21 protein-coding genes and 1 pseudogene are annotated in these 26,200 nt (G+C 66.8%); 2 read left to right on the forward strand and 20 right to left on the reverse strand.

Going from position 1 to position 26,200, the window contains the following annotated elements:
• Window positions 1-50 precede the first annotated feature (50 nt).
• The 6 genes and pseudogenes from CEW88_RS22710 to CEW88_RS22735 all read right to left on the reverse strand — a co-directional run bounded on the left by CEW88_RS22710 (window position 51) and on the right by CEW88_RS22735 (window position 7,013).
• Window positions 51-1,921, reverse strand: a pseudogene (locus CEW88_RS22710) (bifunctional sugar phosphate isomerase/epimerase/4-hydroxyphenylpyruvate dioxygenase family protein).
• Window positions 1,918-2,769 carry a shikimate dehydrogenase family protein gene (locus CEW88_RS22715; protein ID WP_108970666.1) on the reverse strand — a complete coding sequence of 284 codons (852 nt, stop codon included), beginning with the start codon at window positions 2,767-2,769 and terminating at the stop codon, window positions 1,918-1,920. The pseudogene CEW88_RS22710 and the gene CEW88_RS22715 overlap by 4 nt, the downstream one beginning before the upstream one ends.
• Window positions 2,766-4,286 (reverse strand): tripartite tricarboxylate transporter permease, encoded by a 1,521-nt coding sequence (locus tag CEW88_RS22720; RefSeq protein ID WP_108970667.1) that lies wholly within the window; start codon window positions 4,284-4,286, stop codon window positions 2,766-2,768. Before CEW88_RS22720 ends, CEW88_RS22715 begins: the two co-directional genes overlap by 4 nt.
• Window positions 4,286-4,849, reverse strand: coding sequence for a tripartite tricarboxylate transporter TctB family protein (locus CEW88_RS22725; RefSeq protein WP_108970668.1), 564 nt, complete (start codon window positions 4,847-4,849; stop codon window positions 4,286-4,288). Before CEW88_RS22725 ends, CEW88_RS22720 begins: the two co-directional genes overlap by 1 nt.
• A gap of 114 nt (window positions 4,850-4,963) precedes the next feature.
• A complete protein-coding gene (locus tag CEW88_RS22730; protein WP_108970669.1) occupies window positions 4,964-5,968 on the reverse strand; it encodes a tripartite tricarboxylate transporter substrate binding protein in 1,005 nt (334 codons plus the stop codon).
• Between the two features lie 124 nt (window positions 5,969-6,092).
• Window positions 6,093-7,013, reverse strand: a complete 921-nt coding sequence (locus CEW88_RS22735; RefSeq protein WP_108970670.1) for a LysR family transcriptional regulator — start codon at window positions 7,011-7,013, stop codon at window positions 6,093-6,095.
• A 110-nt stretch (window positions 7,014-7,123) separates the two neighbouring features.
• On the opposite strand from CEW88_RS22735, the gene CEW88_RS22740 reads away from it, so the two are divergent.
• Both CEW88_RS22740 and CEW88_RS22745 read left to right on the forward strand, forming a co-directional pair.
• A complete protein-coding gene (locus CEW88_RS22740) occupies window positions 7,124-8,797 on the forward strand; it encodes an FAD-dependent oxidoreductase (protein WP_108970671.1) in 1,674 nt (557 codons plus the stop codon).
• Window positions 8,794-9,606, forward strand: coding sequence for a sugar phosphate isomerase/epimerase family protein (locus CEW88_RS22745; RefSeq protein WP_108970672.1), 813 nt, complete (start codon window positions 8,794-8,796; stop codon window positions 9,604-9,606). The genes CEW88_RS22740 and CEW88_RS22745 overlap by 4 nt, the downstream gene beginning before the upstream one ends.
• 164 nt (window positions 9,607-9,770) lie before the next feature.
• Here CEW88_RS22745 and nadC read toward each other — a convergent pair whose 3' ends face one another.
• From nadC to CEW88_RS22815, 14 genes are all read right to left on the reverse strand, one after another.
• The gene (gene nadC, locus CEW88_RS22750) at window positions 9,771-10,619 is read right to left on the reverse strand and encodes a carboxylating nicotinate-nucleotide diphosphorylase (protein ID WP_108970673.1); all 849 of its coding nucleotides are present in this window, start codon (window positions 10,617-10,619) and stop codon (window positions 9,771-9,773) included.
• Complete coding sequence (locus CEW88_RS22755) at window positions 10,619-12,181, reverse strand: L-aspartate oxidase (RefSeq protein WP_108970674.1); 1,563 nt, start codon at window positions 12,179-12,181, stop codon at window positions 10,619-10,621. Before CEW88_RS22755 ends, nadC begins: the two co-directional genes overlap by 1 nt.
• A 4-nt stretch (window positions 12,182-12,185) precedes the next feature.
• Window positions 12,186-13,238, reverse strand: coding sequence for a quinolinate synthase NadA (gene nadA / locus CEW88_RS22760; protein ID WP_108970675.1), 1,053 nt, complete (start codon window positions 13,236-13,238; stop codon window positions 12,186-12,188).
• A gap of 269 nt (window positions 13,239-13,507) precedes the next feature.
• Window positions 13,508-14,272: an SDR family NAD(P)-dependent oxidoreductase gene (locus tag CEW88_RS22765; RefSeq protein ID WP_108970676.1), complete on the reverse strand. Its 765-nt coding sequence runs from the start codon at window positions 14,270-14,272 to the stop codon at window positions 13,508-13,510.
• Between the two features lie 71 nt (window positions 14,273-14,343).
• Window positions 14,344-15,672 carry a histidinol dehydrogenase gene (hisD, locus tag CEW88_RS22770; RefSeq protein WP_108970677.1) on the reverse strand — a complete coding sequence of 443 codons (1,329 nt, stop codon included), beginning with the start codon at window positions 15,670-15,672 and terminating at the stop codon, window positions 14,344-14,346.
• Window positions 15,673-15,721: 49 nt separating this feature from the next.
• Complete coding sequence (locus tag CEW88_RS22775) at window positions 15,722-16,486, reverse strand: HpcH/HpaI aldolase family protein (protein ID WP_108970678.1); 765 nt, start codon at window positions 16,484-16,486, stop codon at window positions 15,722-15,724.
• Between the two features lie 23 nt (window positions 16,487-16,509).
• Window positions 16,510-18,426, reverse strand: coding sequence for a TRAP transporter permease (locus CEW88_RS22780; protein ID WP_108970679.1), 1,917 nt, complete (start codon window positions 18,424-18,426; stop codon window positions 16,510-16,512).
• 85 nt (window positions 18,427-18,511) lie between these two features.
• Complete coding sequence (locus CEW88_RS22785; protein ID WP_108970680.1) at window positions 18,512-19,480, reverse strand: TAXI family TRAP transporter solute-binding subunit; 969 nt, start codon at window positions 19,478-19,480, stop codon at window positions 18,512-18,514.
• Window positions 19,481-19,591: 111 nt separating this feature from the next.
• Entirely contained in the window at window positions 19,592-20,572 is a 981-nt protein-coding gene (locus tag CEW88_RS22790) for a LacI family DNA-binding transcriptional regulator (protein ID WP_108970681.1), read from the reverse strand.
• A gap of 328 nt (window positions 20,573-20,900) precedes the next feature.
• Window positions 20,901-22,832 carry a 3-hydroxyacyl-CoA dehydrogenase NAD-binding domain-containing protein gene (locus CEW88_RS22795; protein WP_108970682.1) on the reverse strand — a complete coding sequence of 644 codons (1,932 nt, stop codon included), beginning with the start codon at window positions 22,830-22,832 and terminating at the stop codon, window positions 20,901-20,903.
• Window positions 22,833-22,835: 3 nt separating this feature from the next.
• Window positions 22,836-23,537 (reverse strand): ABC transporter ATP-binding protein, encoded by a 702-nt coding sequence (locus CEW88_RS22800; protein WP_108970683.1) that lies wholly within the window; start codon window positions 23,535-23,537, stop codon window positions 22,836-22,838.
• Window positions 23,524-24,309 (reverse strand): ABC transporter ATP-binding protein, encoded by a 786-nt coding sequence (locus CEW88_RS22805; protein WP_108970684.1) that lies wholly within the window; start codon window positions 24,307-24,309, stop codon window positions 23,524-23,526. The genes CEW88_RS22800 and CEW88_RS22805 overlap by 14 nt, the downstream gene beginning before the upstream one ends.
• Window positions 24,306-25,262: a branched-chain amino acid ABC transporter permease gene (locus tag CEW88_RS22810; RefSeq protein ID WP_108970685.1), complete on the reverse strand. Its 957-nt coding sequence runs from the start codon at window positions 25,260-25,262 to the stop codon at window positions 24,306-24,308. Before CEW88_RS22810 ends, CEW88_RS22805 begins: the two co-directional genes overlap by 4 nt.
• Window positions 25,262-26,134 (reverse strand): branched-chain amino acid ABC transporter permease, encoded by an 873-nt coding sequence (locus tag CEW88_RS22815; RefSeq protein WP_108970686.1) that lies wholly within the window; start codon window positions 26,132-26,134, stop codon window positions 25,262-25,264. Before CEW88_RS22815 ends, CEW88_RS22810 begins: the two co-directional genes overlap by 1 nt.
• Between the last annotated feature and the right edge of the window lie 66 nt (window positions 26,135-26,200).

The following is a 26,200-nucleotide window of genomic DNA, read 5'->3' on the forward strand; positions in this document are numbered from 1 at the left end:
GCAGTGAGGTCACGCAGGGTCCAAGATGCTATTTGGAAGAGGGAAACGGATTAATCCAGCGGCACGCCCTTGGGCAGCGCAAGACGCTTCTGCGCGGCGATCCGGAACGGCGAGTTCGGCGCGCCATAGCCCGCGTAGCTGCCCCGGCGCTCGACGATCTCGAAGAACAGCCCGCCGGCCATCGCGCGGCTGTAGAGCTGCCGGAAGCTGCCCCGCTCGTCCTCGTCATAGAGGATGTTGAGCGCCTGCATCCGCGCCAGCTCATCCGGCGCCAGCTCGAAGCGGCTGGCAAGATCGTCGTAGTAATTCGCCGGGATCGACAGTGCCGCGAAGCCCGCGGCGCTCAGCGCCTCGGCGGTGGCGAACATGTCGTCCGTCGCGAAGGCGATGTGCTGCACCGGCGCCCCGAAGCTTTCCGCAAGGAAAGAGCCCGCCACGGTGCGATGGGTCTCGGCGCCGTTAAGCGTGATGCGGAAGGCCCCGTCCGGCGCGGCCAGCGCCTGCGAGCGGACCAGCCCGTCGGGGTCGATGACATCGACCATCGGCGCCTTTTCCATGCCGAGCAGCGAGCTGTAGAACAGCGACCAGCTCAACATCTCGTCATAGGTCATGGTCTGCGCGATGTGATCGACGCGGCGCAGCCCGGCGCCCTGCGGGCCGTTGCGGTCGGCGCCGAATTCCTCGGACCAGACCCCGGCGTGCGAGGCGTCGAGGAAATGCAACAGGCTGCCGCCGAGGCCGCGGATCGCGGGAATGTCGAGCTGGCCGACGGCGGGAGCCTGCGCGAAGGAGCTTGCGCCGAGCGCCGTCGCGCGCTCCAGCGTCTAGAACGAAGAGCCGACGGTGATGCCGACATCGCAGACCGAGGTGCCATGCATGTTGAAGGCGGAGCCGGCGAAATCGCCCTCTTCCTCGTTGACCACAATGCGGATGTCGCCCTGCTGCCAGAGGGTGATCGCTTTGGCGACGTGGCGGCCGGTCTCGGCGAAGCCAAGCGCCGCGAGCTGCGCGCGCAGCTTGTCGCCCTCGGCCCCGCGCGTCGCAAACTCGACGAAAGCGGTACCCTCAAGCTTCTGGCGCGGCGGGATGATCGGCAGATCGGCGCGCGCCTCGGGCTCGGTGCGGCGCACATCGTCCAGCAGCGTGACCAGCGCGCGGTAACCGTCGCGGGCGATGGTGCGGGGGCTGCCGCCGCGGAACTGGTCGTTGAAGATCTCGAGGCTGACCGGCCCGGTATAGCCCGCCGCCACCACGGCGCGCATGAAGTCGGTCACCGGCAGGTCGCCCTCGCCCGGCATGTTGCGGAAGTGCCGCGACCAATAGAGCAGGTCCATGTCGATCTTCGGCGCATCGGCCATCTGCACGAAGAAGATCTTGTCGCCCGGAACCTGGCGGATCGAATTGGGGTCGAGGCCGCGGCCCAGCGTGTGGAAGCTGTCGACGATCAGACCGACGTTTTGGTGATCGGCGCGGCGCACGATCTCCCAGGCGTCGCGGTGGTCGTTGACGTAGCGGCCCCAGGCCAGCGCCTCGTAGCCGACCCGAAGGCCGCGCGCCGCCGCGCGCTGCCCGAGCTCGCGCAGGTCGTCCGCCGCCCGCTCGACCCCGCCGAGCGCCTTGGGATGCAGCGAGGAGCAGACCAGCATGAGTTCGGCCCCCAGTTCCTGCATCAGGTCGAACTTGCGCTCTGCCCGGTCGAAGGCCCGGGTCCGCAGAGCGCCCGGCAGCCCCTCGAAATCGCGGAACGGCTGGAAGAGGTCGATCGACAGCCCGTGGTCGCGGATGCGGTTGCCGACGTCGCGCGCGCTGCCGCTGTCGGTGATGTAATCCTGCTCGAAGATCTCGATCCCGTCGAAGCCCGCCGCCGAGATCGCCTCGAGAGCGTGCCCGAGATCGAGACCGTTGCGATGCAGGTTTTCATTCGGCATCTCCCTTTTCCAACAGCGCCGCGCGCAGCGCGACCTCGTCGAGCCCCAGGCCTGAGAACAGCGACCAGGCGTGCACGCCCTGGAAGAAGAAGAGCTCCCATCCCGAGATCAGCTTCAGCCCGGCGGCTCCGGCAGCCTGTAGGAACTGCGTGTGGACGGGCGTGTAGACGGCGTCGAAAACCCAGCCGGCGCCGGTCATGGCCCTGGGCGCGACCGGCGTGCCCTCGTAGCCGACCATGCCCACGGGAGTGCAGTTGATCACACCGCTGCAGCCTTCGGCGGCCTTCTCGGCGCTGAGCCAGATGCTGATCTCCATGTCCGGCGCGACCGACTTCAGCGCCTCGGTCAGCGCTTCGGCCTTGGCCGGATCGCGGTCGACGAGGCGCAGTCTGCGGGTTCCAAGGCCCGCAAGCCCGAAAGCCACCGCGCGACCGACCCCGCCGGTGCCGATCATCAGTACGGTTCCGGTAGGCGTCTCGCCCATCACCCGGCGATAGGCCGACATGAAGCCCGAATAGTCGGTGTTGAACCCCTTGGGGCGGGCTCCGCCGAAGATCACCGTGTTCACCGCGCCCACGGCGCGCATCAGCGGATCATCGACCTCGACCTTGCCGGCGGCGATCTCCTTGTAGGGGTAGGTCACGTTGATCCCGCGGAAGCCCTCGCCCTCGCAAGCGTCGAAGATCTCGTCGAAGCTTTGGCCCATGTCCTTGGGCACCAGTCGATCGTAGGTCACTTCGACGCCGTTCTGCTCACCGGCAAGCCGGTGCAGCAGGGGCGAGCGCGAGCGGGCGATATTGTCCCCTATGAGCCCGAGCTTGAGGGTCTCGCACGTGGTCATTGCTTCACCTTGCCTGCCGGATCGCCGAACAGCTTTCCTTTTGCACGGGCCCAGAACGGCGTCTGCGACACGAAGATCAGGATCACCGCGATGAAGAGCACAAGCGACAGCGGGCTGGTGACGATGCCATGGAAGAACCGTCCAAGATCCTCGCGCTCCGAGATGATCGCGCGCCGCCAGTTGTCGTCGAGCAGTCGCGACAGGATCACCCCGAGGATCACCGGCCCCAGCGGGTAGCCATAATGGCGCATGAAGTAGCCGAAGAAGCCGAAGCCCAGCATCCAGTAGACATCGCTGATCGCATTGTTCACCGCGTAGGCGCCGACGATCGACAGCAGCATGATCAGCGGGATCAGCACGGCCCGCGGCATCTCGACGATCTTGGTGAAGAGCTTGATGCCCGTCAGGCCGAAGATCAGCATGAAGACATTGGCCATGACCAGCGCGCCGACGATGAACCAGAACATGTCCGGCTGGTCGATCATCAGCATAGGGCCGGGGTTGAGGCCGTGGATGAACAGCGCGCCGATCATGATCGCGGTCACCGCGTCGCCGGGAATGCCCAGCGTCATCATCGGGATGAAGGCCCCGCCCACGGCGGCGTTGTTGGCGGTCTCGGGCGCGACGAGCCCCTCGATCGCCCCCTTGCCAAAGGGATATTGAGGTTTCTTGGTCACGCGCTTGGCGTGGTCATACGCCATCAGCGCCGCAATGTCGCCGCCGGTGCCCGGAAGTGCGCCGATGATCACCCCGATGGTCGAGGTCTGCAGCGACAGCGGCAGGTGCTTGCGGATTGTGCTGAACGAGGGAACGATGCGGCTGATCTTCTGGCGCACTGCGGTCTTGTCGACGTGGTGCAGCTGCATCAGCGCCTCGGAGACACCGAACATGCCGATCATCACCGCGATGAAGCTGATCCCGCCCTGCATGATCGGAAGATCGAAGGTGAAGCGCTCGGTGAAGGTCAGCGGGTCGCGTCCCACCGCGCCGATGGCGATGCCGAGGGCGCCGGCGAAGATACCCTTCACCAGACTGCCCGACGACAACGAGCCGACCAGCAGGATGCCGAGCACCGCCAGCAGCATGTAGTCGCGCGGCTGGAAGGTCAGGGCGAACTCGGAAACCATCGGGGCGGCCAGCGCCAGCACGCCGATGCCGATGAACCCGCCGAAGAAAGACATGACCGTGGTGATGCCGATCGCCGTGCCGGCCTCGCCGCGCTGTGCCATGGGATATCCGTCGAGCGCCGTGGCGATGGCCGAAGGGGCGCCGGGGATGTTGAGCAGGATCGCCGTGCGCGAGCCGCCGTAAACCCCGCCCATGAAGATGCCGATCATCAGCGAGATCGCCGGGTAGACGTCCCAGGAGAAGGTGAAGGAGATAAGGATCGAGACCGCCATGGTCACCGACAGCCCCGGGATCGCGCCGACATAGACCCCGGCAAAGGTTCCGAGGCCGACGAGCAACAAAAGCTCAGGCTGGGTGAAGACTGTCAGGAATGCGAGAAAGGCGTCCATCACTTGCCTCCGGCAAAGAGGTTGCGGAAGGCCTGGATCACTTCGGCTTCGGGCACGATGCCTGCGGGCATCAGCACGGTGAAGACGATGCGGAAAACGATCCAGATGAGCAGCAGGCTGCCCAGCGACACGCCGATGGTCCAGAGCCAGCCGCGGCGCGCCAGTATCTTCAACGCGGCGATCAGGAACAGCGCCGAGGTCGGCAGGAAGCCGAGCGGCTTGAGCAGGAAGCCGTAGGCCACCAGCATCAGCGCGATGATCACCACTGTGCCCGGAAGAATGTCCCTTGCCACCGTCTCGCCCGCCACGCGCGGCAGGCGCAGGTCACGCAGGAAGATGACCAGCGCGGTGACTACCATGACGGCGGTCGTCGCCATGGGCACCGACCCCGGCGCCGACAGCGCCTCGAAACCGGAGATGCCATAGGCGTTCCACAGAAGCACCAAGCTTGCGATCACCATGACGGCGCCGAAAACCAGCTCTCCAGGGCGTCTCTGCCCCTCGTAGCCGCCCGGCGTCGCGTCAGACGTGCCGTCGTGGTGTTCCGTTTCAATTCGGGACATGGGGTTCCCTTCCCTCAGTGCGTCGCGGGACGCGGTAGAAAAAAAGCGCCGCCCTTCTCTTGCAGAAGTGCGGCGCCAGCTTGATCCTTGGGCGCGGGCGCCGGATCTTGCGGATCAGTTGCCCGGACGGGCGACGCCGAAGTCTTCCGGCGAGCTTTTGGTCAGGCCGGCATCCTGCAGCAGCCAGGTGGTGCCTTGCTGCCACTTGGCGAGGAAGTCCTCGGCCTCGGCGCCCGAGATCGACATCATGGTGAAGCCGCGGTTTTCCATCAGCTCCTGGAAGTCGGCGGTTTCGGCGCCCGCGGCATAGGCCTCGGTCAGCTTGGCAACCACGTCATCCGGCGTGCCCTTCTTGACAAAGACACCGAAGAACGGACCCCAGGGCAGATAGGTGTTGTAGCCCTCGTTGAACGAGGTGACCGCCGGAACCTCTGGCAGCTTGTCGTTGGGGGCGATGTCGAAGACCGCGAGCGGCTTGATGTTGCCGGCACGGATCCCCTCGATTGCGGCGCCCAGAACCGCGGGCATCACGTCGATCGCGCCGCCCTGCAACGCGGTCAGCGCCGGGCCATCGCCGTCGTAGGGCACCGAGATCACGTCCATCTCGCCCTCGACGGTGTTGATCATCGCCGTCACAACCGACGGCAGGCCACCGGGTCCCGTCGCGCCGAGCCGAAGCTCTCCCGGGTTCTCCTTGATATACGCCATCATGCCCGCGTAATCGTCGAAGGGGGCATCGGGGTTGGCCACCAGGATCGGCGTGCCGCGGGCCAGGATGTTGATCGGGGTGAAGTCCGAGTAGTCCTTGTCGCCGAGGCCCATCACCTTGTAGAGCAGTGGGTTTTCCGCGCCCATGAGCAGCGTGTAGCCGTCAGCCGCCTGCCCGGCAACCTGGTTCAACGCGATAGCACCGACGCCGCCTGTCACGTTCTGCATGACGACTGTGCCCCCCAGAACTTCCTCGGCATGCGGGGTGACAGAGCGCATCACAGTATCGGTGGAGCCACCGGCTCCCCATTGGATGATGCCCTGGATTTCTTTGGTGGGGTAGTCCTGAGCCGAAGCAGAGGCTGCGGCAAGAATGAATGCCGAGGCGGCACCGAATACAAAACGCTTCATGGTTTTCCCTCCCTTGAAATGCGGTCGAACACGGTCCTCCCCGCGTCCGTCGCCAAAATTGATGCGACAGGCACGCGCATAACGTCAAATACCATTTTCGCGCGCTTATTAACATTACGTTATTTCATTCCTCCCGACCTGCCCAGATCTTGCCAGCATCGTTCAACTCTCGACGGAACTGCTGGATGCTGAATTCGGCGAAGTTCGAGAGCACGCGATCCTTCTTGGTCACGGCATAGATGTCGATCGAAGTTTCCTCGCGCAGCGGGCGGCGCACGACCCCCGGCAGATAGACCTCTGACACCGAGAACTCGTCGATCAGCGCCACCCCGAGCCCGTGCCGCACGAGGCTGACGATGGTCTGGGCAAACCGCCCTCGCATGGAGTGGCGCAGCTCTATCCCGGCCTCTCGGAACGGCCGCGAGACGATGCGGCCATAGGGGTCCGCCGGGTCGATCCCGACCAGCGGTTCCCGCGCCAGATCCTGCACCGAGACCACGGTCTGCTCGGCCAGCGGATGGCCCTCGGGCAGGATCGCGACGACCCGCCCATGGGCGATTTTCTCGCTTTGAATCCCGGGGTTGTGGACCGGCGAACTCATGATCACGAACTCGCCCCGCTCCAGCAAAAGGTAGTCCGTGGTCTCCTCGATCTTCAGGATATTGAGATCGATGTAGAGGTCGGGATAGCGCGCGCGGATCGAGGATATTGTCCGCGCGGCGATGAACTGGGCGACAGAGGGCGCCGAGGCAAAGGCCAGTTGCACCTCTTCGCCCTTCTGCAGCGAGTCAATCGCGCTCTGCAGGTTCTCGACTCCCTTGTAGACCTCGCGCACCTGGTCGAAGATCCGCCCCGCCTCGACCGAGGGCACGAAGAGGCCAGCCCGGCGCTCGAACAGGCGTAGCCCCAGTGTCTCTTCGGTGTGTTTGACAAGCCGCGAGATTCCCGGTGCCGACACCCCCAGGAACTCTGCCGCCCCCGCGATCGTGCCACGCAGCATGACCGCCCGGATAACCTCGATCTGTCGCAGCGTGATTTCGCGCATAGGCCTCTCTCCTAAGTAACATGATGTTATCATAGTCGCATATAATGTCATTGACGTTAACACCCTATCCCACGGTAAGCAGGCACGGGAGGCAGTCCGAGGAGGAAGCGATGACACGCAGCGTGGATCTTGTTGTCGTCGGCTCCGGCGCTGGCGGTCTGTCCGCCGCCGTGACTGCCGCCGCAAAGGGGCTTTCCGTGACCGTTCTGGAAAAGGCCGAGGTTCTGGGTGGCACCACCGCCTTGTCCGGGGGCTGGATCTGGGCGCCGCGCAATCCCATCGTCCGCCGTGCCGGCATCATCGAGCCCGCCGAGGCACCCCGGAACTACCTGCAGGAGGTGCTCGGCAACCGTTTCGAGCCCGAGCGAGTCGATGCCTTTCTCGCCGCCGCGCCCGAGATGGTAGAGTTCTTCGAGGCCGTGCCCGCGCTCGAATTCGAACCCGGGACCGCCATTCCCGACACTTACGGCCACCTGCCCGGCGCGGGCACCGGCGGGCGTTCGGTCATCGCCAAACCGTTTGACGGCCGCAAGCTGGGCGCGGCCATCGAGTTGCTGCGGCTGCCTGCGCGCGAGACAACCTTCCTGGGAATGACGATCCAGGCCGGGCCCGATCTGCGCGCCTTCATGACCATGACCCGCTCGCCCCGCGCCTTTCTTGATGCGACGCGCCGCGTCATGCGCCATGTCCGCGATCTCGCCCTGCATGGGCGCGGCATGGACCTGCGCAACGGCAATGCTCTGGTCGCCAGGCTGCTGCGCGCGGCACTCGATCTCGGAGTCGAGCTGCGCCCCGGATGCGCGGTGCGCGCGCTGCAGCAGGAGGACGGGAGCATCACCGGGGTCGCGCTTGGCGACGGCACACTGCTGCACAGCCGGGTCGGTGTGGTGCTTGCCACCGGCGGCTATCCCCATGACGCCGAACTGCGGGCCGAGACCGTTCCGCGGAATGCCGAGCATCGGACGCTCGCCATCCCCGAGGCACGCGGCGACGGCATCGCCATGGCGCGGGGCATCGGCGCGCAGATGCGCCGCGACCTGGCCCGGGCGGCCGCACTCTGCCCGGTTTCCGTTGTACCCTGGCCCGATGGCAAGTTCGGGACGTTCCCGCATATCATCGAGCGCGGGAAGCCCGGCGTGATCGGCGTTCTGGCGAACGGAAAGCGCTTCTGCAATGAGGGGCTGGGGTATCACGACTATGTCGACGCACTGCTCGGCGCCCTGCCCGAACACCAGCCCGCACGGTCCTGGTTGGTCTGCGACTTTAGATTCCTGCGCCGTTTCGGCTTGGGCGTCGTGCGCCCGCAACCGCTGCCCTGGCGCCACTGGGTGCGCCGTGGCTACCTCAAAACGGGACGTGACCTGGCAGAGCTTGCGCGCGCCTGCGGCATCGACGCGGCGGGGCTCGAAGCCACGGTGGCCGAGTGGAACCGCGGCGCGGCGCGCGGCGAGGATCCGCTCTTTCACCGCGGCACCACGCCCTACATGCGGTTGCAGGGCGACCCCGAGCAGCATCCGAATCCCTGCGTCGCTGCCATCAGCCGCGCGCCCTTTTTCGCAGTCGAGGTGGTGCCGGGCAGCTTCGGCACCTTCTGTGGCCTCGCTACAAACGGGCGGGCGCAGGTTCTGGGCACCGCGGGTGCGCCGATCCCCGGTCTCTGGGCCGCCGGAACCGACATGGCGAGCGTCTTCGGAGGGCACTACCCGGCGGGCGGGATCAACCTCGGCCCGGCGATGACCTTCGGCTTCATCGCCGGGCGCGACGCGGCGGAGCGTGGCGCATGAGCCGCAAGCTGAGCGTCGCGCATCTGACGGCCATCGACCTGGCGCCCGCCGCGCTGATCCGGGTGGCGGCGGAAGCCGGGTTTGACGGCGTCGGCCTGCGGCTCTTGCAAGTCACCCCAGACAGCCCCGGCTATCCGCTTTCGGACCACACCGAGCTGCGCGAGACCCGGAAAGCGCTGCGCGACACCGGCATTGAGGTCGCCGACATCGAGTTCCTGCGGCTGACGCCGGAGTTCAGGCTGGCCGAGGTGCTCCCGACGCTCGACACCGGCGCCGAGCTTGCTGCCCGCCATGTCATCGCCGCCCCCTACGACAGGGACCTGTCGCGGCTGGCAGACAGGCTGGCTGCGCTCGCCGAGGCGGCGGAGGACCGCGGCTTGCGCGCGGTGCTGGAGTTTTTTCCCTGGACCCCGGTGCCCGACCTCGCGACCTGCCGGCAAGTGGTCGAGGCCGCGGGGCCACTGCCCGGGCTGCTGGTGGACAGCCTGCATTTCGACCGCTCCGCTTCGACCCTCGCCGAGCTGGCCGCAGTGCCGAAAGAGCGACTGCCCTTTGCCCACCTGTGTGATGCGCTGGTGCAGCCGCGCTATACCGAGGAAGAGCTGCTCGACACCGCCCGGCGCGAACGCCTGCCGCCGGGCGAGGGCGAAATCGCTCTGACCAATCTGCTTCGTAGCCTGCCCCGGGATATCCCGCTGGGCCTCGAAATTCCCGGCCCGCTGCGCGGTGGCGAGACCCACAGAGACCGCCTGCAACGCATCCATGGCGCAGCGCTCATGGAACTCAAGAAGGTTGGCCTCGGCAGTTGAGAGTTCGAAACGCTCAATGACGTAATGCAAGGCGACACGCCGCGAGCAGAAGTCGTCTTTAGGCTTACATCGCTGCCCCTCTGGCTGATCTTTCGGATAAGGCCAAATTGTGCGATAATTTCAGCGTATTTTTTGCGCAGCCATGACGGTTCAGACTTGGGCCATCAGAAATCGAGCCCCAGGTCCAGCGTCCGCGCCGAATGGGTCAGGGCCCCGACCGAGATGTAGTCGATCCCGGTGGCCGCCACCTCGGCGATGCGCTCGAGCTTCATGTTGCCCGAGGCTTCCAGCACCAGCTGCCCGGCGGACATCGCCACCGCCTCGCGAAGGGCCCCGCTGTCCATGTTGTCGAGCAGTACCACGTCCGCGCCGCCCTCATCCAACACCTCGGCGAGCTGCGCGAGTGTGTCGACCTCGATCTCGATCCGCACCATGTGCGAGGCCTGCCCCTTGATCGCCCGCAGCACCGGGCGGATGCCCCCTGCTGCGGCGATGTGATTGTCCTTCACGAGGATGGCATCCGACAGCGAGAAGCGGTGGTTGAAGCCGCCGCCGTGCAGCACCGCCTGTTTCTCGACGATGCGCAGGCCCGGCGTGGTCTTGCGGGTGCAGGTGATGCGCGCCTTGGTGCCCGCCGTCTCGGCGACGAATCCGGCGGTGATCGTGGCGATGCCCGACAGCCGCCCGGCAAAGTTCAGCGCCACGCGCTCGGCGGTAAGGATCGAGGCGGCATCGCCCTCAATCTCCATTAGCACGTCACCGGAGGCGATGGCGCTGCCGTCTGACTTGTGAAGGGTCAGCGCCAGCGCCGGATCGACCATGTGGAAGGCCATGCGCGCGATCTGCATGCCCGAGGCCACGCCGGCCTCGCGGGCGCGCAGCTGCGCACGGTAGCGGGTACCCGCCGGGATCACCGTGCGGGTCGTGAGATCGCCATAGGTGCCGAGATCCTCCATCAGCGCAGCCCGCACCAGCGGGTCTAGGATCATGTCGGGCAGCGAAGGCAGGGACATCAGGCGGGTTCCTTCTGAAGCGAGTCGCGGAGGGCCAGCGCCTCCGTCAGGGTCATGCGGCTGCGGGAGCCGATCTCGGCGGTGGCCTCGGAGGCGTCAGAGCGGAAATGCGCGCCCCGGCTCTCGCACCGGGCCAGAGCGGCGGAGGCGATCAGCGTCGCCGTGGCGGTCATGTTGGCGAGCGCTGCGCAATGCGGCTGGGCCGCCTCCACGACGGCGATCTCGCGCAGGCAGGCGGTGAGCCCCCCGGCACCGCGGATCACGCCCGCCCCCGCCGTCATGGCATTGCGCAGGCGGGCCACAAGTGCTGGATCGGGCGCTTCCGCGGGACCAGTGCTCGGCAGCGAAATTTCGGGGGCCTCGGCGGCCGGGCCAAGCGCCGCCGCGAGGTCCGCGGCGCAGCGGCGGGCGTAGACCAGCGCCTCGAGCAGCCCGTTCGAGGCCAGCCGGTTCGCCCCGTGCAGCCCGGTCGAGGCGACCTCGCCGCAGGCCCATAGCCCGGCAAGCGAGGCGCGCCCGGCTGCATCGGTGGCGATCCCGCCCATGTGGTAGTGCGCGGCGGCCGCGACAGGAATGAGCTGGGTGACAGGGTCGATCCCGGCGCGGTCGCAGGCGGTGGCAATCCCCGGGAAGTCCTCCCGGATCTGGGATCCGAGCGCGGCGCGCGTGTCGAGCATCGGGCGCAGGCCGAACTGGCTCTGAGCATAGACGGCGCGGGCCACCACATCGCGCGGGGCAAGGTCGAGGTCGGGGTGAACCCCTTCCATGAAGCGCTCCCCAAGCCGGTTGATCAGCACCGCGCCCTCGCCGCGCAGCGCCTCGGTAGCGAGCGGCGCTGGGTCGAGCCCGATGTCCATGGCGGTGGGGTGGAATTGCACGAACTCCATGTCGGCCATCACCGCACCGGCTCGTGCCGCCAGCCCCGCGACCTGCCCGCGGATGCGCACGGGGTTGGTGGTCAGCGCGTAGAGCCCGCCCGAACCGCCGCCCGCCAGCAGCACCGCCGGGGCGGTCACCGCCACCGGCGCGCCGCCCCTGGAGGGGGCCACCTCGACGCCGGTGACGCGGCCCGCAGCGCTGCGCAGCCCGGTCGCCAGCCAGCCCTCGAGCACCTGCACCGACGGCGCGAGCCGCACCTGCGCCACCAGCGCGCGCATGATCGCGGCCCCGGCCTGATCGCCGCGCACCCGCACCACGCGGGCGAAGGCATGTGCCGCCTCGCGCGACAGCAGGTATCCTCCCGCTGCGTCCCTATCGAAGGGCGCGCCGAGCCGGGTCAGCGACAGGATATGCTCGCGTGCTTCGCGGGTGACGGACTGCGCCACCTCGGGATCGACGAGCCCTGCCCCGGCGCGCAGCGTGTCGGCGGCATGGGCCGCGGAGCTGTCGGGAAGCGCCATGGCGGCGGCGACCCCGCCCTGCGCCCAGGCCGAGCTTGCGCCGGTGCCCAGCGGGTCGGGCGAGACCAGCAGCACCGGGCGCGGCGCCAGCGCCAGCGCGGCGTAGAGCGCGGCCAGACCCGCGCCGAGGATGACTACGCGGCCGGTCGAAACCTGCTGCACCGGGTCAGGCCGCCTTGCGCTGCGACAGGTCGATCATCCGCTGCACGGCGAGGCGCGCGCCTGTCGCGACCGAAGCATCGACCTCGACCCCGCCTTCCATGCTGTGCAGTGACCAGAGCACCTTCTCGAGCGTGATCAACTTCATGTAGGGGCACATGTTGCAGGGGCCGACGAACTCGATCCCCGGCAGCGCGTCCGAGATGTTCGAGGCCATCGAGCATTCGGTGACCAGCATCGCCTTGTGCGGCTGCTCGCGATTGACGTAGTCGATGATCCCGGCGGTCGAGCCCGAGAAATCCGCTTCGGCCACCACGTCGGGCGGGCATTCGGGATGGGCGATGATGCGGGTGTCGGGCTGCCAGCTGCGGAAGTCGCGCAACTCGGCGGCGGTGAAGCGTTCGTGCACGATGCACGAGCCGTCGTACCAGACGATGGTCTTCTGCGGCACCTGCTTGGCGACGTTCTGCGCGAGGTACTTGTCGGGCGTCATGATGACCGTCTCGGCGTCCAGCGCGGCGACGAACTGCGCGGCGTTCGACGAGGTGCAGCATATGTCGGACGCCGCCTTCACCGCGGCCGAGGTGTTCACGTAGGTGACCACCGGCGCGCCCGGGTAGCGGCGGCGCATCTCGGCGATGCCTTCAGGGGTGATGCTTTCCGCCAGCGAACAGCCCGCGTCCATATCGGGGATCAGCACTGTCTTCTCGGGGCTGAGCACCTTCGAGGTCTCGGCCATGAAATGCACACCGCATTGCACGATCACGTCCGCTTCGACCCGTGTCGCCTCGATGGCGAGCTGCAGGCTGTCGCCGACCACGTCGGCGATGCCGTGGTAGATCTGCGGGGTCATGTAGTTGTGCGCGAGGATGACCGCGTTGCGCTCTTTCTTGAGCCGGTTGATCGCCTCGACATAGGGGGCGTGGATCGCCCAGTCGGCGGGGCTGACCACGCGGCTCATGGTGGCGTAGAGCCCGCTCAGCCGCTCCGCCGCCTCCAGCGAGGGGGCAAGGTCGTAGTGCTGGCCGAGCGTCTCGGCGATGGTCGTCTGGTCGAGCATGAACCTGCTCCTCCTCAGGGTCCGCGGTCCGGCCTTTGTGTCGGATTGACGACACAGGCGCCTAGGCCACGGAATAGCCCCATGTTGACGATGGAACAAGCTGTGCCGTGCCAACCAAAGTTGCGATCCCGATCTATGCGACCTCGAGCGGCCGCATGTGGATGGGGAAACCTTGCAGCCGGCCCGCTCCAAATGCGCCTCAAACGGCTCACTCCGAAGGCCGTTTCTCGCGCGGCCCAGTGTCCAATTTTTGCTCGGCGGTCGCGACTTCAGTCCGCCGTCCAGCCGCCATCCACCAGCAGAGAGGTTCCCGTCACCAGCGACGATGCCTCCGAGCACAGGTAGACCACCGCCCCCATGATGTCCTCGACCTCGCCGACGCGTCCAAGCTTGATCTTGTCTTCGATCCAGGCGCGGCGCGAGGGGTCCGCCAGCGTCTGCTCGCCGAGAGGCGTCCGGATGAACGTCGGGCAGAGTGTGTTTATCCGCACGCCATGCGGGCCCCACTCGATGGCCATGGACTTCACCATGCCCTCCAGAGCGTGCTTTGAAGCGCAGTAGACGCCGCGGTCGATGCCCCCGACGTGGCCCATCTGGCTGCTGACGTGCACGATCGACCCGCGTGTGCCGCTGTCGATCATCCGGCGTGCCGCGGCGGTCGACAGGAAGTAGGCGGCCCGCAGATTGATATACATCACCGCATCGAAGTCCTCGGGCGTCGTGTCGAGCGCCGGACCATGCCGCGCCATCCCGGCCGAGTTCACCACGATCTCGACGGCATCGATCGTACCCAGCGTCTCGCGCGTTGTGTCGACGTCGGTGATATCAAGGGGGAGCGCCTCGCAGGACAGGCCCTCGCGCACCATTGCCTCGACCAATTCCGCCAGCGGTCCGGCCCGGCGCGCGACGCAGATCACATGGGCCCCCGCCCTAGCGAGTGCCGTGGCCGCGCCAAGACCGATCCCGGAGGTTGCGCCGGTCACCAGCGCGCGCTTGCCCCGGAGTGAGAAACTTGGTGTCGCCGGCAGCTGCATATCTGTTTCCTTCCTGCTTGAGTTATCCGACGGGCCCGGCCGCGACTTGGCGCAGGCCGGACGCGTGCAGATCACTCGGCCGCCTCGCGATAGGGTGCGGCTCCGCCGAACGGTACGTCGATGCCCCCGTAGCGGCGAACGCGCAGGTTGCACTGCTCGGCATGACCCACGAAACCCTCGAGCAGGCAAAGGCGCGATCCATACTCGCCGATGGTTGCGGCGGACTGGTCACTGGTGATCTTCTGATAGCTGTGGGTCTTGAGGAACTTGCCGACCCAGAGCCCGCCAGTGTAGCGTCCGGCCTTCTTGGTGGGCAGCGTGTGGTTGGTGCCGATCACCTTGTCGCCGTTGGCAACATTGGTACGCGGGCCAAGGAAAAGCGCGCCGTAACAGGTCATCTTCTCGAGGAACCAGTCGTCGCGGTCTGTCATCACCTGCACGTGCTCCGAGGCAATCTCGTCCGCCACCTCCAGCATCTCGTCATAGCTGTCGCAGACGATCACCTCGCCGTAGTCCTGCCAGCTGGCGCGGGCCGTCTCGGCGGTGGGCAGGATGTCCAGCAGGCGCTCGATCTCGGCCAGCGTCGCCTCGGCCAACGCCCGCGAGTTGGTCAGCAGCACCGCCGGCGAGTTGTAGCCGTGCTCGGCCTGTCCAAGCAGGTCGGTGGCGCACATCTCGGCGTCCACGGTCTCGTCGGCGATCACCATGGTCTCGGTCGGACCTGCGAAGAGGTCGATCCCCACACGGCCGAAAAGCTGGCGCTTTGCTTCGGCGACAAAGGCGTTACCCGGCCCGACGAGCATGTGCACGGGCTGCATGCTCTCGGTACCGATGGCCATGGCGCCGATCGCCTGAATGCCGCCCAGCACCCAGATCTCGTGGGCGCCACCGAAATGCATGGCGGCGATCACCGCGGCATTGGGCTTGCCGCCGAAAGGCGGCGTGCAGGCGACGATGCGCGGCACGCCGGCGACCTTTGCCGTGGCGACGGACATATGCGCCGAGGCGACCATGGGGAACTTGCCGCCGGGCACGTAGCAGCCGACCGACTGCACCGGGATGTTCTTGTGTCCAAGAATGACCCCGGGCAACGTTTCGACCTCGATGTCGGTCATCGAGGCGCGCTGCGCCTCCGCGAATGTCACCACCTGCGCCTGCGCAAAGCGGATGTCGGCAATCTCCTGTTCTGACAGCGTCGCGATCAGGGCGTCGATCTGCGCTTGCGAGAGCCGGAAGCTCTCGGGGCTGTAGCTGTCGAACTTCTCCGAAAGCGCCCGCACCGCCGCGTCGCCACGCGCCTCGATCTCGGCCAGCGTGGCTTCGACGATCGCCCGGGTCTTGGCGTCGTCCTGCCGGCGGTCATCATCGGATTTTCCGCGCTTGAGATATTCGATGGTCATTGCGGATTGCTCCTGTCGGATGGATTGGGGAGAAAAAGTGCCGGCAAGGTCAGGGCTCGATGCTCTGACGGAACGCCTTGGTCAGCGCGGCGCCGCCGCCCTGGATGAGGGTGTGCTCGGAGCCCACGACAAAGAACGAGCCGCCTGCGTTTCGGTGGTCCTCCAGATCTTCGCTGGGGGCGCAGTAGAGCCCCGTGGCGGCACCCTCGACCGCGAGGATCCTTCGGGTCATCTCGGCGACCTCCGGGGCAAAGAAATTGTCAAGCCCGTGCGAAACCGCCAGGTCCGCACGACCGATGAACAGGGCATCGACCCCCTCGACCGCGGCAATGCCGGCGTGATTGACCACGCCGTCCGGATCCTCGATCTGGCAGATCAGGGCGAGTTCGTTCCGGGCCTTGCCGAGATGCTCGGCCAACGGCCGCCCGGCATATTCCGCGGCGCGGGTGGTGCCGGCAAAACCGCGCCCACCCGGACCGTAGGCCACCGACTTCGCCAGCGCCCCCGCCTGCTGGACGGTTTCCACATGCGGCACCATCACACCCGCCGCCCCGGCGTCGAGCACGCTGAGCACCCAATCGGGTGTCGCCACTGGCACGCGCACGACGATCGGACATCCGAGAGCCCGGCCGGCCATCACCATCGTGTCGGTGCTGCCCCGATCAAAGGGCGCATGTTCGGCGTCGACCACGAGGAAGTCGAAGCCCGCACGCGCCATGACCTCGATGATGATCGGATGCGGCGTCTTGATGAAAGCACCCACAAGCGGCTCGCGCCCGGTGAGGCGTGCCCTGAAGTCTGCATTGGTCGTCATCGTCTGAACTCCTTTTGCCATGGTCACGCGGGCTGCGTTTCGCCGGTCTCATGCGACAGATTGATCTTGCGCGAGCTCAGGACCAGCGCGCCAAAGAGCAGTGCGCCACCCAGCGTGGCCCACCAGGGCGACATCAGCGCGAGGATCGCCGGCAGCACCCAGAGCAGACGTGACACTGCACCCCAGGGAAGCCGGGCCCCGCCCAGAAGATGCGCCGTCGACAGGACGAAGACGGCACCCGAGATCACGGCGCGGGCAATGCGTTCGGCCCCGCCGCCGCCCAGCATGCCGGGATAGGCGATGAACAGCATCGGCAAGGCATAGGCGGTGGCGCCGAGCCGCAGCGTCTGGCCGGCGACCTTCATCCAGGGCGCCTGCGCGATTGTGGCGGCGACGAAGACGCCAAGGCAGACCGGCGGGGTGATCACCGACAGCGCCGCGTAGTAGAGGACGAACATGTGCACGACCAGCGGGTCGATCCCCTGCTGGATCAGCGCCGGCGCAAACACCGCGGCGACCATCACGTAGGCGGCGGAGGTCGGAAGCCCCATGCCCGCGATCAAGCAGACCACCGCCATCAGGCCGGCAATCAGCCAGAGCTGCCCCTGCCCGACGCTCAGCACCGCCGCTGTCACCGCGACGCCGAATCCGGTGAGGTTGATCATCGCCACAAAGACCTGCGCGCCGACCAGAAGGATGCCCACGATGACCACGCCCTTGCCGCCAGCTTCCAGGGCGCGAAGGATGATGCCGAGCACGGCACGCGGATCCTCGCCCTTGCTGATGCGTGCCACGAGCACTGCGATCAGCATGGCAATCATCCCGTAACAGGCGGTCAGCTCGACCGAGTTTCCGTTGATCACCCCGAAGGACAGGCCGAGCAGCCCGGCGACGATCGGCGCCAGCCGCGCGAAGCTCATGGCACCGCGCCAGTCCGGAAGCGTATCGTCGGTGACCGGCCGGAACCCCTGGCGCAGCGCGATGACGTGCACGGTGCTGTAGATGCCGAGGTAGAAGAGCAGCGCCGGCACCACGCCCGCAAGGGCGATCGACCAGTAGTTCAGCCCGACGAGCTCGGCCATGACGAAGGCGGCGGTGCCCATGATCGGCGGCGCAAGCTGGCCGCCCGTGGATGCGATCGCCTCGACCGCACCCGCATAGGCAGGCGGGTATTTCAGGCGCTTCATCAGGGGGATGGTGAAGTTGCCGGTGGTCGCGACATTGGCCACGGTCGATCCATTGATCGCGCCGAAGAAGCCCGAAGCAAAGGTCGCGATTTTCGCCGCACCGCCCGGCCGCGAGCCGCCGAGGCGTGCGGAGAGGTCGAAGAAGGTTTCGCCCGCGCCAGTGTGAAGCAGGATCGCCCCGAATAGCACGAAGGCTGCCAGGGTCGTCGACGCCACGTTGACCAGCATGCCCCACAGGCCGCGGTCCGACAGGAAGATGATCTCGGTCAGATAGCCGGTATCGAAACCGCGGTGCCCGAACTGCCCGGGGATGAGATAACCGAAGAACGCATACCCGACCGAGATGAGCACGATCAGCGGAAACACCCAGTTTGAAGTGCGCCGCGCCAGTTCCAGGACACAGAGCAAGGTGCCGAACCCCATCAGCTTGTCCCAGCCGGTGGCCCAGGGAAGATCGGTCATGATGTCCTGGTAGTTGCCGATGATGTAGCACCCCGAGACGGTCACCACGGCGACGATCGCGGCGTCGATGAACATTCCGAGCGGGCGCCAGCGGCTGCCCTCAAAGAGCGGATGCATCAGCACGGCCAGCGCACTGATCGTCATGACGAAAAGCGCCCTCTGGACCAGAGACTCAAACGGTCCGTTGAACGATGTGTAGAAGACGAACGCACCGAGAAGAACGGCAAGCACGGCGATCGCCGTCTGTCGTAGCCTGGTCGGGAACGGGGGAGCGTCGGAGGGAACGGTCATCGCGGCACCTTCGCGGAATGAGGGGTGGACCGGGCAGCCTCGAGCTGCACCGGTCACAGGACAGATGGTTGCCTCGGGCGAGCCCTTACTTCAGGCGCTCGGGCACGGTCAGGCCGATTTCCTCGTAGTAGCGGATCGCGCCGGGGTGCAGCGGGCTGGTCGCGTATTGGAGCGTCAGCTCCGGCAGGTTCAGCCCCTTGACCGCCGGGAATGCCGCGGCCTGCTCGTCCATGTTCTCCATCACCGCCTTGGTGATGCCATAGGCGGTTTGCTCGTCCATGTCGGGCCGAGCGGAGACGCCGATCATGAACCCCCAGGCCGTGTAGGGCCCGGAGTTTTCCATCTTGCCGCCCGGCATCTCGACGATCGAGAGTTCCGGCAGCGACTCGCGGATCTGGGCTTCTTGTGTGTCGTCGATCCCCAGGACCTGCAGCGGGGTGAAGGCAGCGATATCGGTTGTTAGCGCGTCGAAGCTGGTGCCCACTGCGCTTTTCACGAAGCCCTCCGAACGGTCATCCTTGATGGCATTGGCCTGTTCGCCATTGGTGCCGCGAACCCAATCCGGGGTGATCCCCAAGAGGTCGAACACCTCCTGCGAGGTCGCCTCGGTCGAGGAACCGCGCATGCCCGGGCCGAACTTCTGCCCGTCGAGCCCGGCAAGCTCGGTGATGCCGGAATCGCGGCGGACCACGACATTCTGCGGCGCCAGAGAATAGGCCCAGAGCAGTTTCGACTCGACCGGCCGCCCCTCAAAGGACTTCACACCGTTGTAGGCCTGGTAGAGCGTCGAGGTGGTGATCAAGCCGATGTCGAGCTGCGAGCGGGCCATCCGCTTGAGGTTGTCGACCGTCGCACCTGTCTCGACCACCGAGGCCAGGTAGGTGTCAGGGAAGCTGGCGTTCACGATCTGCGACAACGAGGCGAAATAGGCGTAATGCGCGCTTTGCGAATTGGTTGCCCCGAAGGCAAGACGGGTTTCGGCCCAGGCAGGCGCCGTGGTGGTGAGGGCGGACAGCGAAAGGATCGCCGTCGCCGCCAGGCAACGGAATTTCATGGATTCTCCTCCCAAAGAATTCTGAGTCACCCACGAACGGGTGCTGGGAAAGGAGTAGCCACAGAACTGGAACGCTATGCAACTCTTGCCATAAAATATGAAATTATTTCACTACCCGCTTTCGCGCACCTGCAACTCGCCGGGCAGGATTCGGATGTCACCAATCTCTTCGGACCCATCGGAGGCGAGAATGATGTCCACGGCCTGGTCGAGCATCCTGCGCAGCGGTTGACGCACCGTGGTCAGACGGTAGGATTCCCATGCGGCCATCGGGATATCGTCGAACCCCACCACCGCCAGGTCGTCGGGGACCGAAGCGCCGGCGATCCGTGCAGCGTCGAGCACCGCGATGGCCATGATGTCATTTGCACAGAAGACGGCATCTGGCAGCGGTCGCCGTGCCAGCATTTCCTGCGCCGCGGCATAGGCGCGACGGTAGTCGAACTCCCCGTCCAACTGCTGCGCGAAGACGCGACCTGCATCCTCCAGCCGGTCGCGGAAACCGCGCATTCGTTCGAGATGCGTGGATGTGTCCCGCCGCCCTCCCATGAAGGCGATGCGCTGACGGCCCCCCGTCAGGAAACGCTCCGCGATCTGCTGCGCGCCGCCGTAATTGTCGCAGCAGACCGCCATCATCCGACTGTCCGTTTGAACGCGATTCAGCAGCACCGCTGGAATGCCATTTTGCCGGCAGGCCCGCGCGAGCCCAGACGTCAGGGTCGAATTGGCCAGGATGACGCCCTCGGTCCGAAAGTCGAGAACCTGCCGAATGGCGGTGTCTACATCCTCGGCCGAGGGGACCACATGCACGATCGCTTTCAGCCCGCGTTCCGGCAAGAGCCGCGTCATCTCGTCCACGGCAATCGGGTAGAACGGATTTTGCATCTCGCTCACCACCATGGCGATCGTGTCGGTCGCCTGTGTCGCGCGCACCTGGTCGACCTTGCTGACGTAGCCCAGTCGCGCGGCGACCGCGAAGATTGCCTTGCGCTTGTCCTCAGATATCGGGGCATTGCCCCGATATGCCCGCGACACCGCGGACACGGAAACGCCGGCTTCCGTCGCGACGTCTTTTGCTGTGATCTTTGTCATGCCTGCGGTATAAACATATTTTCACGATAAGTGAAAAAGTTTCACTTTAGGCAGACTTCCTTATTCGCCGGATCTGGCCATTTCTTTCGACAGACAAAAGAGTCGCAGCCTGAGTCCTGCTTCGGCGAAGGGCGAGTTGAGCCCTGAGAACCCTCGCGCGCAAGGCGGAGCAGAACGAGTCCTAGGCGGCTGACGGATATCAAAGAGCACGGCGGTCGCGACAGTATCGCGAGGCAGGGCTCTAGGCCCGTACCAGCGCAGGCAGTCCCGGAAATCCCAATGCGGTCAAGCCTCCGAGCGCCAAGGACACGCTATCGCCGGGCATACCCTAAGATGCACCTGTCGCGAACATCGGCCCGCCCTTCCAGCGCGGAAAGCCGTAGCCGTGCACCTCGACCAGGTCGATGTCCTGCGGGGTCTGCGCGATGCCTTCATCTAGGATCGCCTGGCCTTCCGCCGCCATTGCGCCGACGAGCCGCTCGGCGATCTCGGTACGCGGGAGATCGAGCGATCCAGCGGTCCACCCGGCGAGCAGCTCCGTCACCGCGGCGGAGGGCTGCGGTGTCCGGTCACCCTCGGCGTAGTCGTACCAGCCGCCTGCCGTCTTCTGGCCCTTGCGCCCGGCCCGCACGAGGGTGTCGCCCAGCGTCTCGGGCACCTCCTGCCCCGCCGCCCGCGCGCCCTCGCGCTGCAAGAAGGCAATGTCGAGCCCGCCAAGATCCTGCGCCTCGAAAGGCCCCATCCGGAAGCCGTAGTCCCGCATCGCCGCGTCGATCTCGGCGATCGGCACGCCCTGAATGACCAGCGCCTCGGCCTCGGCACGGTAGCGCTTGAGAATACGATTGCCGATGAAGCCCTCGCAGATGCCCGCCCGCACCGGCACCTTGTTCAGCGCTCGCCCGAGCGCGAAGCCGGTGGCCAGCACGTCGGGCGCGGTGTCCGGCGTCGGCACGATCTCGAGCAGCTTCATGATGTGGGCCGGGCTGAAAAAATGCAGCCCGATGAAGCGCTCGGGGTTCGGCAGCCCCTCGGCGATGGCACGCGGATCGAGGTACGAGGTGTTGGTCGCCAGCACCGCATCGCTCCGGCAGACGCGGCCGAGTGCGGCGAATACGGCGCGCTTCACGCCGATCTCCTCGAACACCGCTTCGATCACCAGATCGACCTGCGCCAATTCGGCATAGTCGGTGCTGCCGCGCACGCCAGCCATCCGCTCGGCCCGGCCCTCTTGGGTGAGCTTGCCGCGCTTGACCGCGCCGTCGAAGATCTTGCCCATGTTGTCGAGACCCCGCGCCACTGCCTCGGCATCGCGCTCAATGAGGATGATCTCCATCCCCGCCTCGCGGCACGCCCCGGCGATGCCAGCGCCCATGGTGCCGCCGCCGATGACGCCGACCGTCCTGAACGGGCGCGGCTCGACGCCCTTGAGCGCGGCGGGTTTCGGCGCGGCGCGCTCGGCGAAGAAGACATGCCGCAGCGCCGCCGCCTCTTCCGAGCCTCGCAGGTCGAGGAAGGTCTCGCGCTCATGCGCCATAGCCTCGGCGAAGCCGTTCTCGGTGGCGAAGCGTAGGCTGTCCAGCGCGCGCAGCGGCGCTTGATGCCCGGCCTTGGAGGCGGACTTGAGGGCCGCCTGCCAGAATTCTTCCGGCATTTGGTCCAGCGGGCGTTTTGACGCCGGCACCGGCAGGTCCGCCCCCAACGCCTTGCGGGCGAAGGCCACCGCGTCGCTTTCCAGATCGCTCACCACCGCGTCGATGAGCCCCGTCTTCAGCGCCCTGCCGGCGGACATCGGACGCCCGCCCGTCACTAGATCCACTGCCGCCTCGACGCCGGCCAGGCGAGGTGTACGCACCGTGCCCGAAGCGCCGGGTATGACGCCGAGCGTGACTTCGGGCAGCCCCACCTTGGCGCTTTCGACGGCGACGCGAAAGCGGCAGCCCATGGCGATCTCGAACCCGCCGCCGAGCGCCGCGCCGTGGATCGCCGCGACCCAGGGCTTTTCCGCCGCCTCGATCCTGTCCACCACGTCGGGCAGATGCGGCTCGACCGGCGGCTTGCCGAACTCGCTCACGTCCGCCCCGGCGAGGAAGGTCCGCCCGGCGCAGATCAGCACAACGGCCTTCACCTCGGGGTCGGCGTCGAGGTGGCCCACCATCTCGTAGAGCCCCTTGCGCACGGCCTCGGAGATCGCGTTCACCGGCGGGTTGTCGAGGGTGACGACGGCGATCTCGCCGTCGCGGCGGACAGTCAGGAGTGTCATGGTTCAGAGTCCCAGATAGGCTTCACGGATGCGCGGATCGGCGATGAGATCGGGCGCGGCACCGGTCATGGTGATCCGCCCGGTTTCCATCACGTAGCCGCGGTCGGCGATCTTGAGCGCACCATAGGCATTCTGCTCGACCAGCAGCACCGTCACGTCGCGCTCCTTGAGCGATTTGACCACCTCGAAGATCTGCGCCACCAGAAGCGGCGCCAGACCCATCGAGGGCTCGTCGAGCAGCAGGCAATGCGGCCGGCCCATCAGTGCGCGGGCGATGGCCAGCATCTGCTGCTGCCCGCCCGAGAGTCCGCCCGCCGCGAGATTGCGCTTTTCCTTGAGGATCGGGAACATGGCAAAGGCGTCGGCCATGTCGCGGTCCACCCGCTCGTCGGTGAAGAGGAAGGCGCCAAGGCGCAGGTTCTCCTCGACCGTGAGATTGGTGAAGATCTGCCGCCCCTCGGGCGATTGCGCCAGCCCCCGCTTCAGCCGCTTGTGGGCGGGCACCGAGGCGAAACTCTCGCCGCGGAAGACGATGCTCCCGTCGCTCACCGGCTGGGTGCCCGAGAGGCACTTCAGCAGCGTGGTCTTGCCGGCGCCGTTGGCACCCACCACGGTCACGATCTCGCCCGAGCTGACCTCGAGGTCGAGCCCGTGCAGCACCTCGATGCGCCCGTAGCGCGAGCGCAGCCCCTCAACCGTCAGCATGGGCAGGCTCCTCCTCTTCGGTGCCGAGATAGGCGGCGATCACCGCCGGGTCGCGCGAGACGGTGGCCGGGTCGCCCTCGGCGATCTTCTCGCCGTGGTCGAGCACGACGATGTGGTTCGAGATCCGCATCACCAGCTTCATGTCGTGCTCGACCAGCAGGATGGCGATGCCCGAGGCGGCCAGCTCGGCGATCAGATGGTCGATCTCCTCGGTCTCGACGGCGTTGCAGCCCGCCGCCGGTTCATCCAGCAGCAGGATCTTCGGGTTGAGCGCCAGCGCGCGGGCGATCTCCAGCCGCTTCAAAGCGCCGTAGCTGAGGTTTCCGGCGATCTGCTCGGCGGCCTTGTCGAGCCGCACCCGTTCCAGCAGCTTGCGCGCCCCGGCCCGCGCCTCGGCCGCACGCCGCTTCATGCCGGGCAGCGAGAGCAGGTCGGCCCAGACCGAGCCGCGCTCTGAAAGGTGGTACCCCGCCAGCACGTTGTCGAGCACCGTCATCTCCTGGAAGATCTGCAGGTTCTGGAAGGTGCGCGACAGGCCCATCTCGGCCAGCCGGTTGGGGGCCACCCCGGTCACCTCGGTCCCGTTCAGCGAGACCGAGCCGCGCCCGGGCTGGTAGACGCCCGAGATCATGTTGAAGAGCGTGGTCTTGCCCGCCCCGTTCGGCCCGATGACCGAGACGATCTCGCCGGGCGCGACCTTGAAGCTCACGTCGTTGACCGCCTTCAGCCCGCCGAAGCTGATGCCGAGGCCCTGTACGTCCAGAAGGCTCATTCGTCCCTCCCCTTCAGGCGCCGCGCGATCGAGGGCAGCAGCCCCTGCGGCAGGAAGATCATCACCAGCACCATGACAAGGCCCAGCACCAGCTGCTCATATTCGGCAAATACCGTCAGCACCTGCGGCAGCAGTGTCAGGATCGCCGCGCCGAAGGTGGCGCCCAGCACCGAGCCGACACCGCCAAGCACCGCCATGGTGACCATCTCGACCGAGTGCATGAAGCCCGCGACGTCCGGCGTGATGTAGCCGTTCTGCAGTGCCAGCAGCGAGCCCGCGACCGAGGCGTAGACCGCCGAGATCACGAAGGCGCGCAGTTTCTGGCGCGGCACGTCCACGCCGACGGTCGCGGCCGCCACTTCCGAGCCGTGCAGCGCCCGCATGGCGCGGCCCGAGGGGCTGTCGAAGAGGTTCAGCGCTAGCCACGCCCCGACAAGCAGCACAACGCCGCAGACCATGTACCAGAACTCGCCGCCCGAAAGCCGCCAGCCCATGTCGCGCAGCAGGCTGCGCAGGCCAAGATCGGCGACGTTCATCCCGTCCGGGCCGCCGGTCAATCCGCGCTCGTTGGTCAGCACCATCGACACGAGGATACCGAAGCCCAGCGTCGCCACCGCGAGGTAGTAGCCCTTGAGCCGCAGGATGGGCTTGCCGATCAGCGCCGCCATCACGCCCGAGACCACCGCGCCCAGCACCAGTGCCAGCGCCGGATGCAGCCCGAGGTGCTCGGGCGCCAGTGCACAGGCATAGGCGCCGATCCCGGCGAAGCCCGCGTGCCCGAGGCTGATCTGCCCGGCATAGCCGATCAGGATCACCAGCCCGACCACCGACAGCGCGTTGACGAAGATCAGCGCACCGACGCGGTAGTAATAGCCCGAGGGGAAGAACAGCGGCAGCAGCGCGATGAGCAGCGCCAGCACGCCGAGCGAAATCCATTTGTTGCGTCCGGTCATCACACGCGCTCCGTCGATTTGCTGCCGAAGAGCCCCTGCGGCATCACGAAGAGCACACCGAGGATGACGATGAAGGCCACCGCCTCTTTGTACTGCGAACTGAGATAGCCCGCAGTCAGCGCCTCGAAACAGCCGAGCAGCAGCCCGCCAACCAGCGCGCCCTTGGGGTTGCCCATGCCGCCCAGCATGGCGGCGGCAAAGCCCTTGAGCGCCAGCGCGACGCCCACGTCGTAGCCGACCAGCGTGATCGGGGTGACCAGCACGCCCGCGAAGGCACCGATGGCCGCCGAAAGCCCGAACGAGAGCGTCATCACCCAGCCGGTGTTGATCCCGACGAGCTGCGCCGCGACGCGGTTGTTTGCGGTGGCGAGCACCGCCTTGCCGGTCAGCGTGAGGGTGAAGAATATCCAGAGACCCACGAAGACCGCCAGCGCGCCACCGATCACCCACAGGCTCTGCGGCAGGATCGTCGCGCCCAGAACGTGGATCGGATCATCGCCCGAGAAGGACGGGAAGCGGTGCAGCTGCTTGTCGAAAACCAGCTGCGTCGCGCCGCGGATGACGATTGAGGCCCCGATGGTGATGATGATGAGCGAGACCACGGGCGCGCCGCGCGCCGGCTCGATGGCCAGCTTGTTGAGCGCCACGCCGATGGCCGATGTGATCAGGATGGCGACCACGGCGGCGAGCGGCAGCGGCAGTCCGGCCTCGAAGGCGAAGACGGTAATCATCCCGCCCAGCATGACGAATTCGCCCTGGGCGAAGTTCACCACGTCGGAGGCGTTGTAGATGATGGTGAATCCCAGCGCCACGAGCGCGTAGACGGCGCCCACGGTCAGACCGGAGAACAGGAATTGCAGCAGGGCGTCCATCGGGGCTCCCAAGGCTTTGGCGGATTGGGGTGCGGCTCCGGGCGCGAGGCCCGGAGCCGAAGCGGG

The sequence above is a fragment of the Alloyangia pacifica genome, assembly GCF_003111685.1.
GTDB classification, from domain to species: Bacteria; Pseudomonadota; Alphaproteobacteria; order Rhodobacterales; family Rhodobacteraceae; genus Salipiger; species Salipiger pacificus_A.

Coding starts and splice junctions, on each gene's coding strand:
- CEW88_RS22715 (WP_108970666.1), bottom strand. CDS start 2,769: ATGACCACGTGCGAGACCCTCAAGCTCGGGCTCATAGGGGACAATATC.
- CEW88_RS22720 (WP_108970667.1), bottom strand. CDS start 4,286: ATGGACGCCTTTCTCGCATTCCTGACAGTCTTCACCCAGCCTGAGCTT.
- CEW88_RS22725 (WP_108970668.1), bottom strand. CDS start 4,849: ATGTCCCGAATTGAAACGGAACACCACGACGGCACGTCTGACGCGACG.
- CEW88_RS22730 (WP_108970669.1), bottom strand. CDS start 5,968: ATGAAGCGTTTTGTATTCGGTGCCGCCTCGGCATTCATTCTTGCCGCA.
- CEW88_RS22735 (WP_108970670.1), bottom strand. CDS start 7,013: ATGCGCGAAATCACGCTGCGACAGATCGAGGTTATCCGGGCGGTCATG.
- CEW88_RS22740 (WP_108970671.1), top strand. CDS start 7,124: ATGACACGCAGCGTGGATCTTGTTGTCGTCGGCTCCGGCGCTGGCGGT.
- CEW88_RS22745 (WP_108970672.1), top strand. CDS start 8,794: ATGAGCCGCAAGCTGAGCGTCGCGCATCTGACGGCCATCGACCTGGCG.
- nadC (WP_108970673.1), bottom strand. CDS start 10,619: ATGTCCCTGCCTTCGCTGCCCGACATGATCCTAGACCCGCTGGTGCGG.
- nadA (WP_108970675.1), bottom strand. CDS start 13,238: ATGCTCGACCAGACGACCATCGCCGAGACGCTCGGCCAGCACTACGAC.
- CEW88_RS22765 (WP_108970676.1), bottom strand. CDS start 14,272: ATGCAGCTGCCGGCGACACCAAGTTTCTCACTCCGGGGCAAGCGCGCG.
- hisD (WP_108970677.1), bottom strand. CDS start 15,672: ATGACCATCGAATATCTCAAGCGCGGAAAATCCGATGATGACCGCCGG.
- CEW88_RS22775 (WP_108970678.1), bottom strand. CDS start 16,486: ATGACGACCAATGCAGACTTCAGGGCACGCCTCACCGGGCGCGAGCCG.
- CEW88_RS22780 (WP_108970679.1), bottom strand. CDS start 18,426: ATGACCGTTCCCTCCGACGCTCCCCCGTTCCCGACCAGGCTACGACAG.
- CEW88_RS22785 (WP_108970680.1), bottom strand. CDS start 19,480: ATGAAATTCCGTTGCCTGGCGGCGACGGCGATCCTTTCGCTGTCCGCC.
- CEW88_RS22790 (WP_108970681.1), bottom strand. CDS start 20,572: ATGACAAAGATCACAGCAAAAGACGTCGCGACGGAAGCCGGCGTTTCC.
- CEW88_RS22795 (WP_108970682.1), bottom strand. CDS start 22,832: ATGACACTCCTGACTGTCCGCCGCGACGGCGAGATCGCCGTCGTCACC.
- CEW88_RS22800 (WP_108970683.1), bottom strand. CDS start 23,537: ATGCTGACGGTTGAGGGGCTGCGCTCGCGCTACGGGCGCATCGAGGTG.
- CEW88_RS22805 (WP_108970684.1), bottom strand. CDS start 24,309: ATGAGCCTTCTGGACGTACAGGGCCTCGGCATCAGCTTCGGCGGGCTG.
- CEW88_RS22810 (WP_108970685.1), bottom strand. CDS start 25,262: ATGACCGGACGCAACAAATGGATTTCGCTCGGCGTGCTGGCGCTGCTC.
- CEW88_RS22815 (WP_108970686.1), bottom strand. CDS start 26,134: ATGGACGCCCTGCTGCAATTCCTGTTCTCCGGTCTGACCGTGGGCGCC.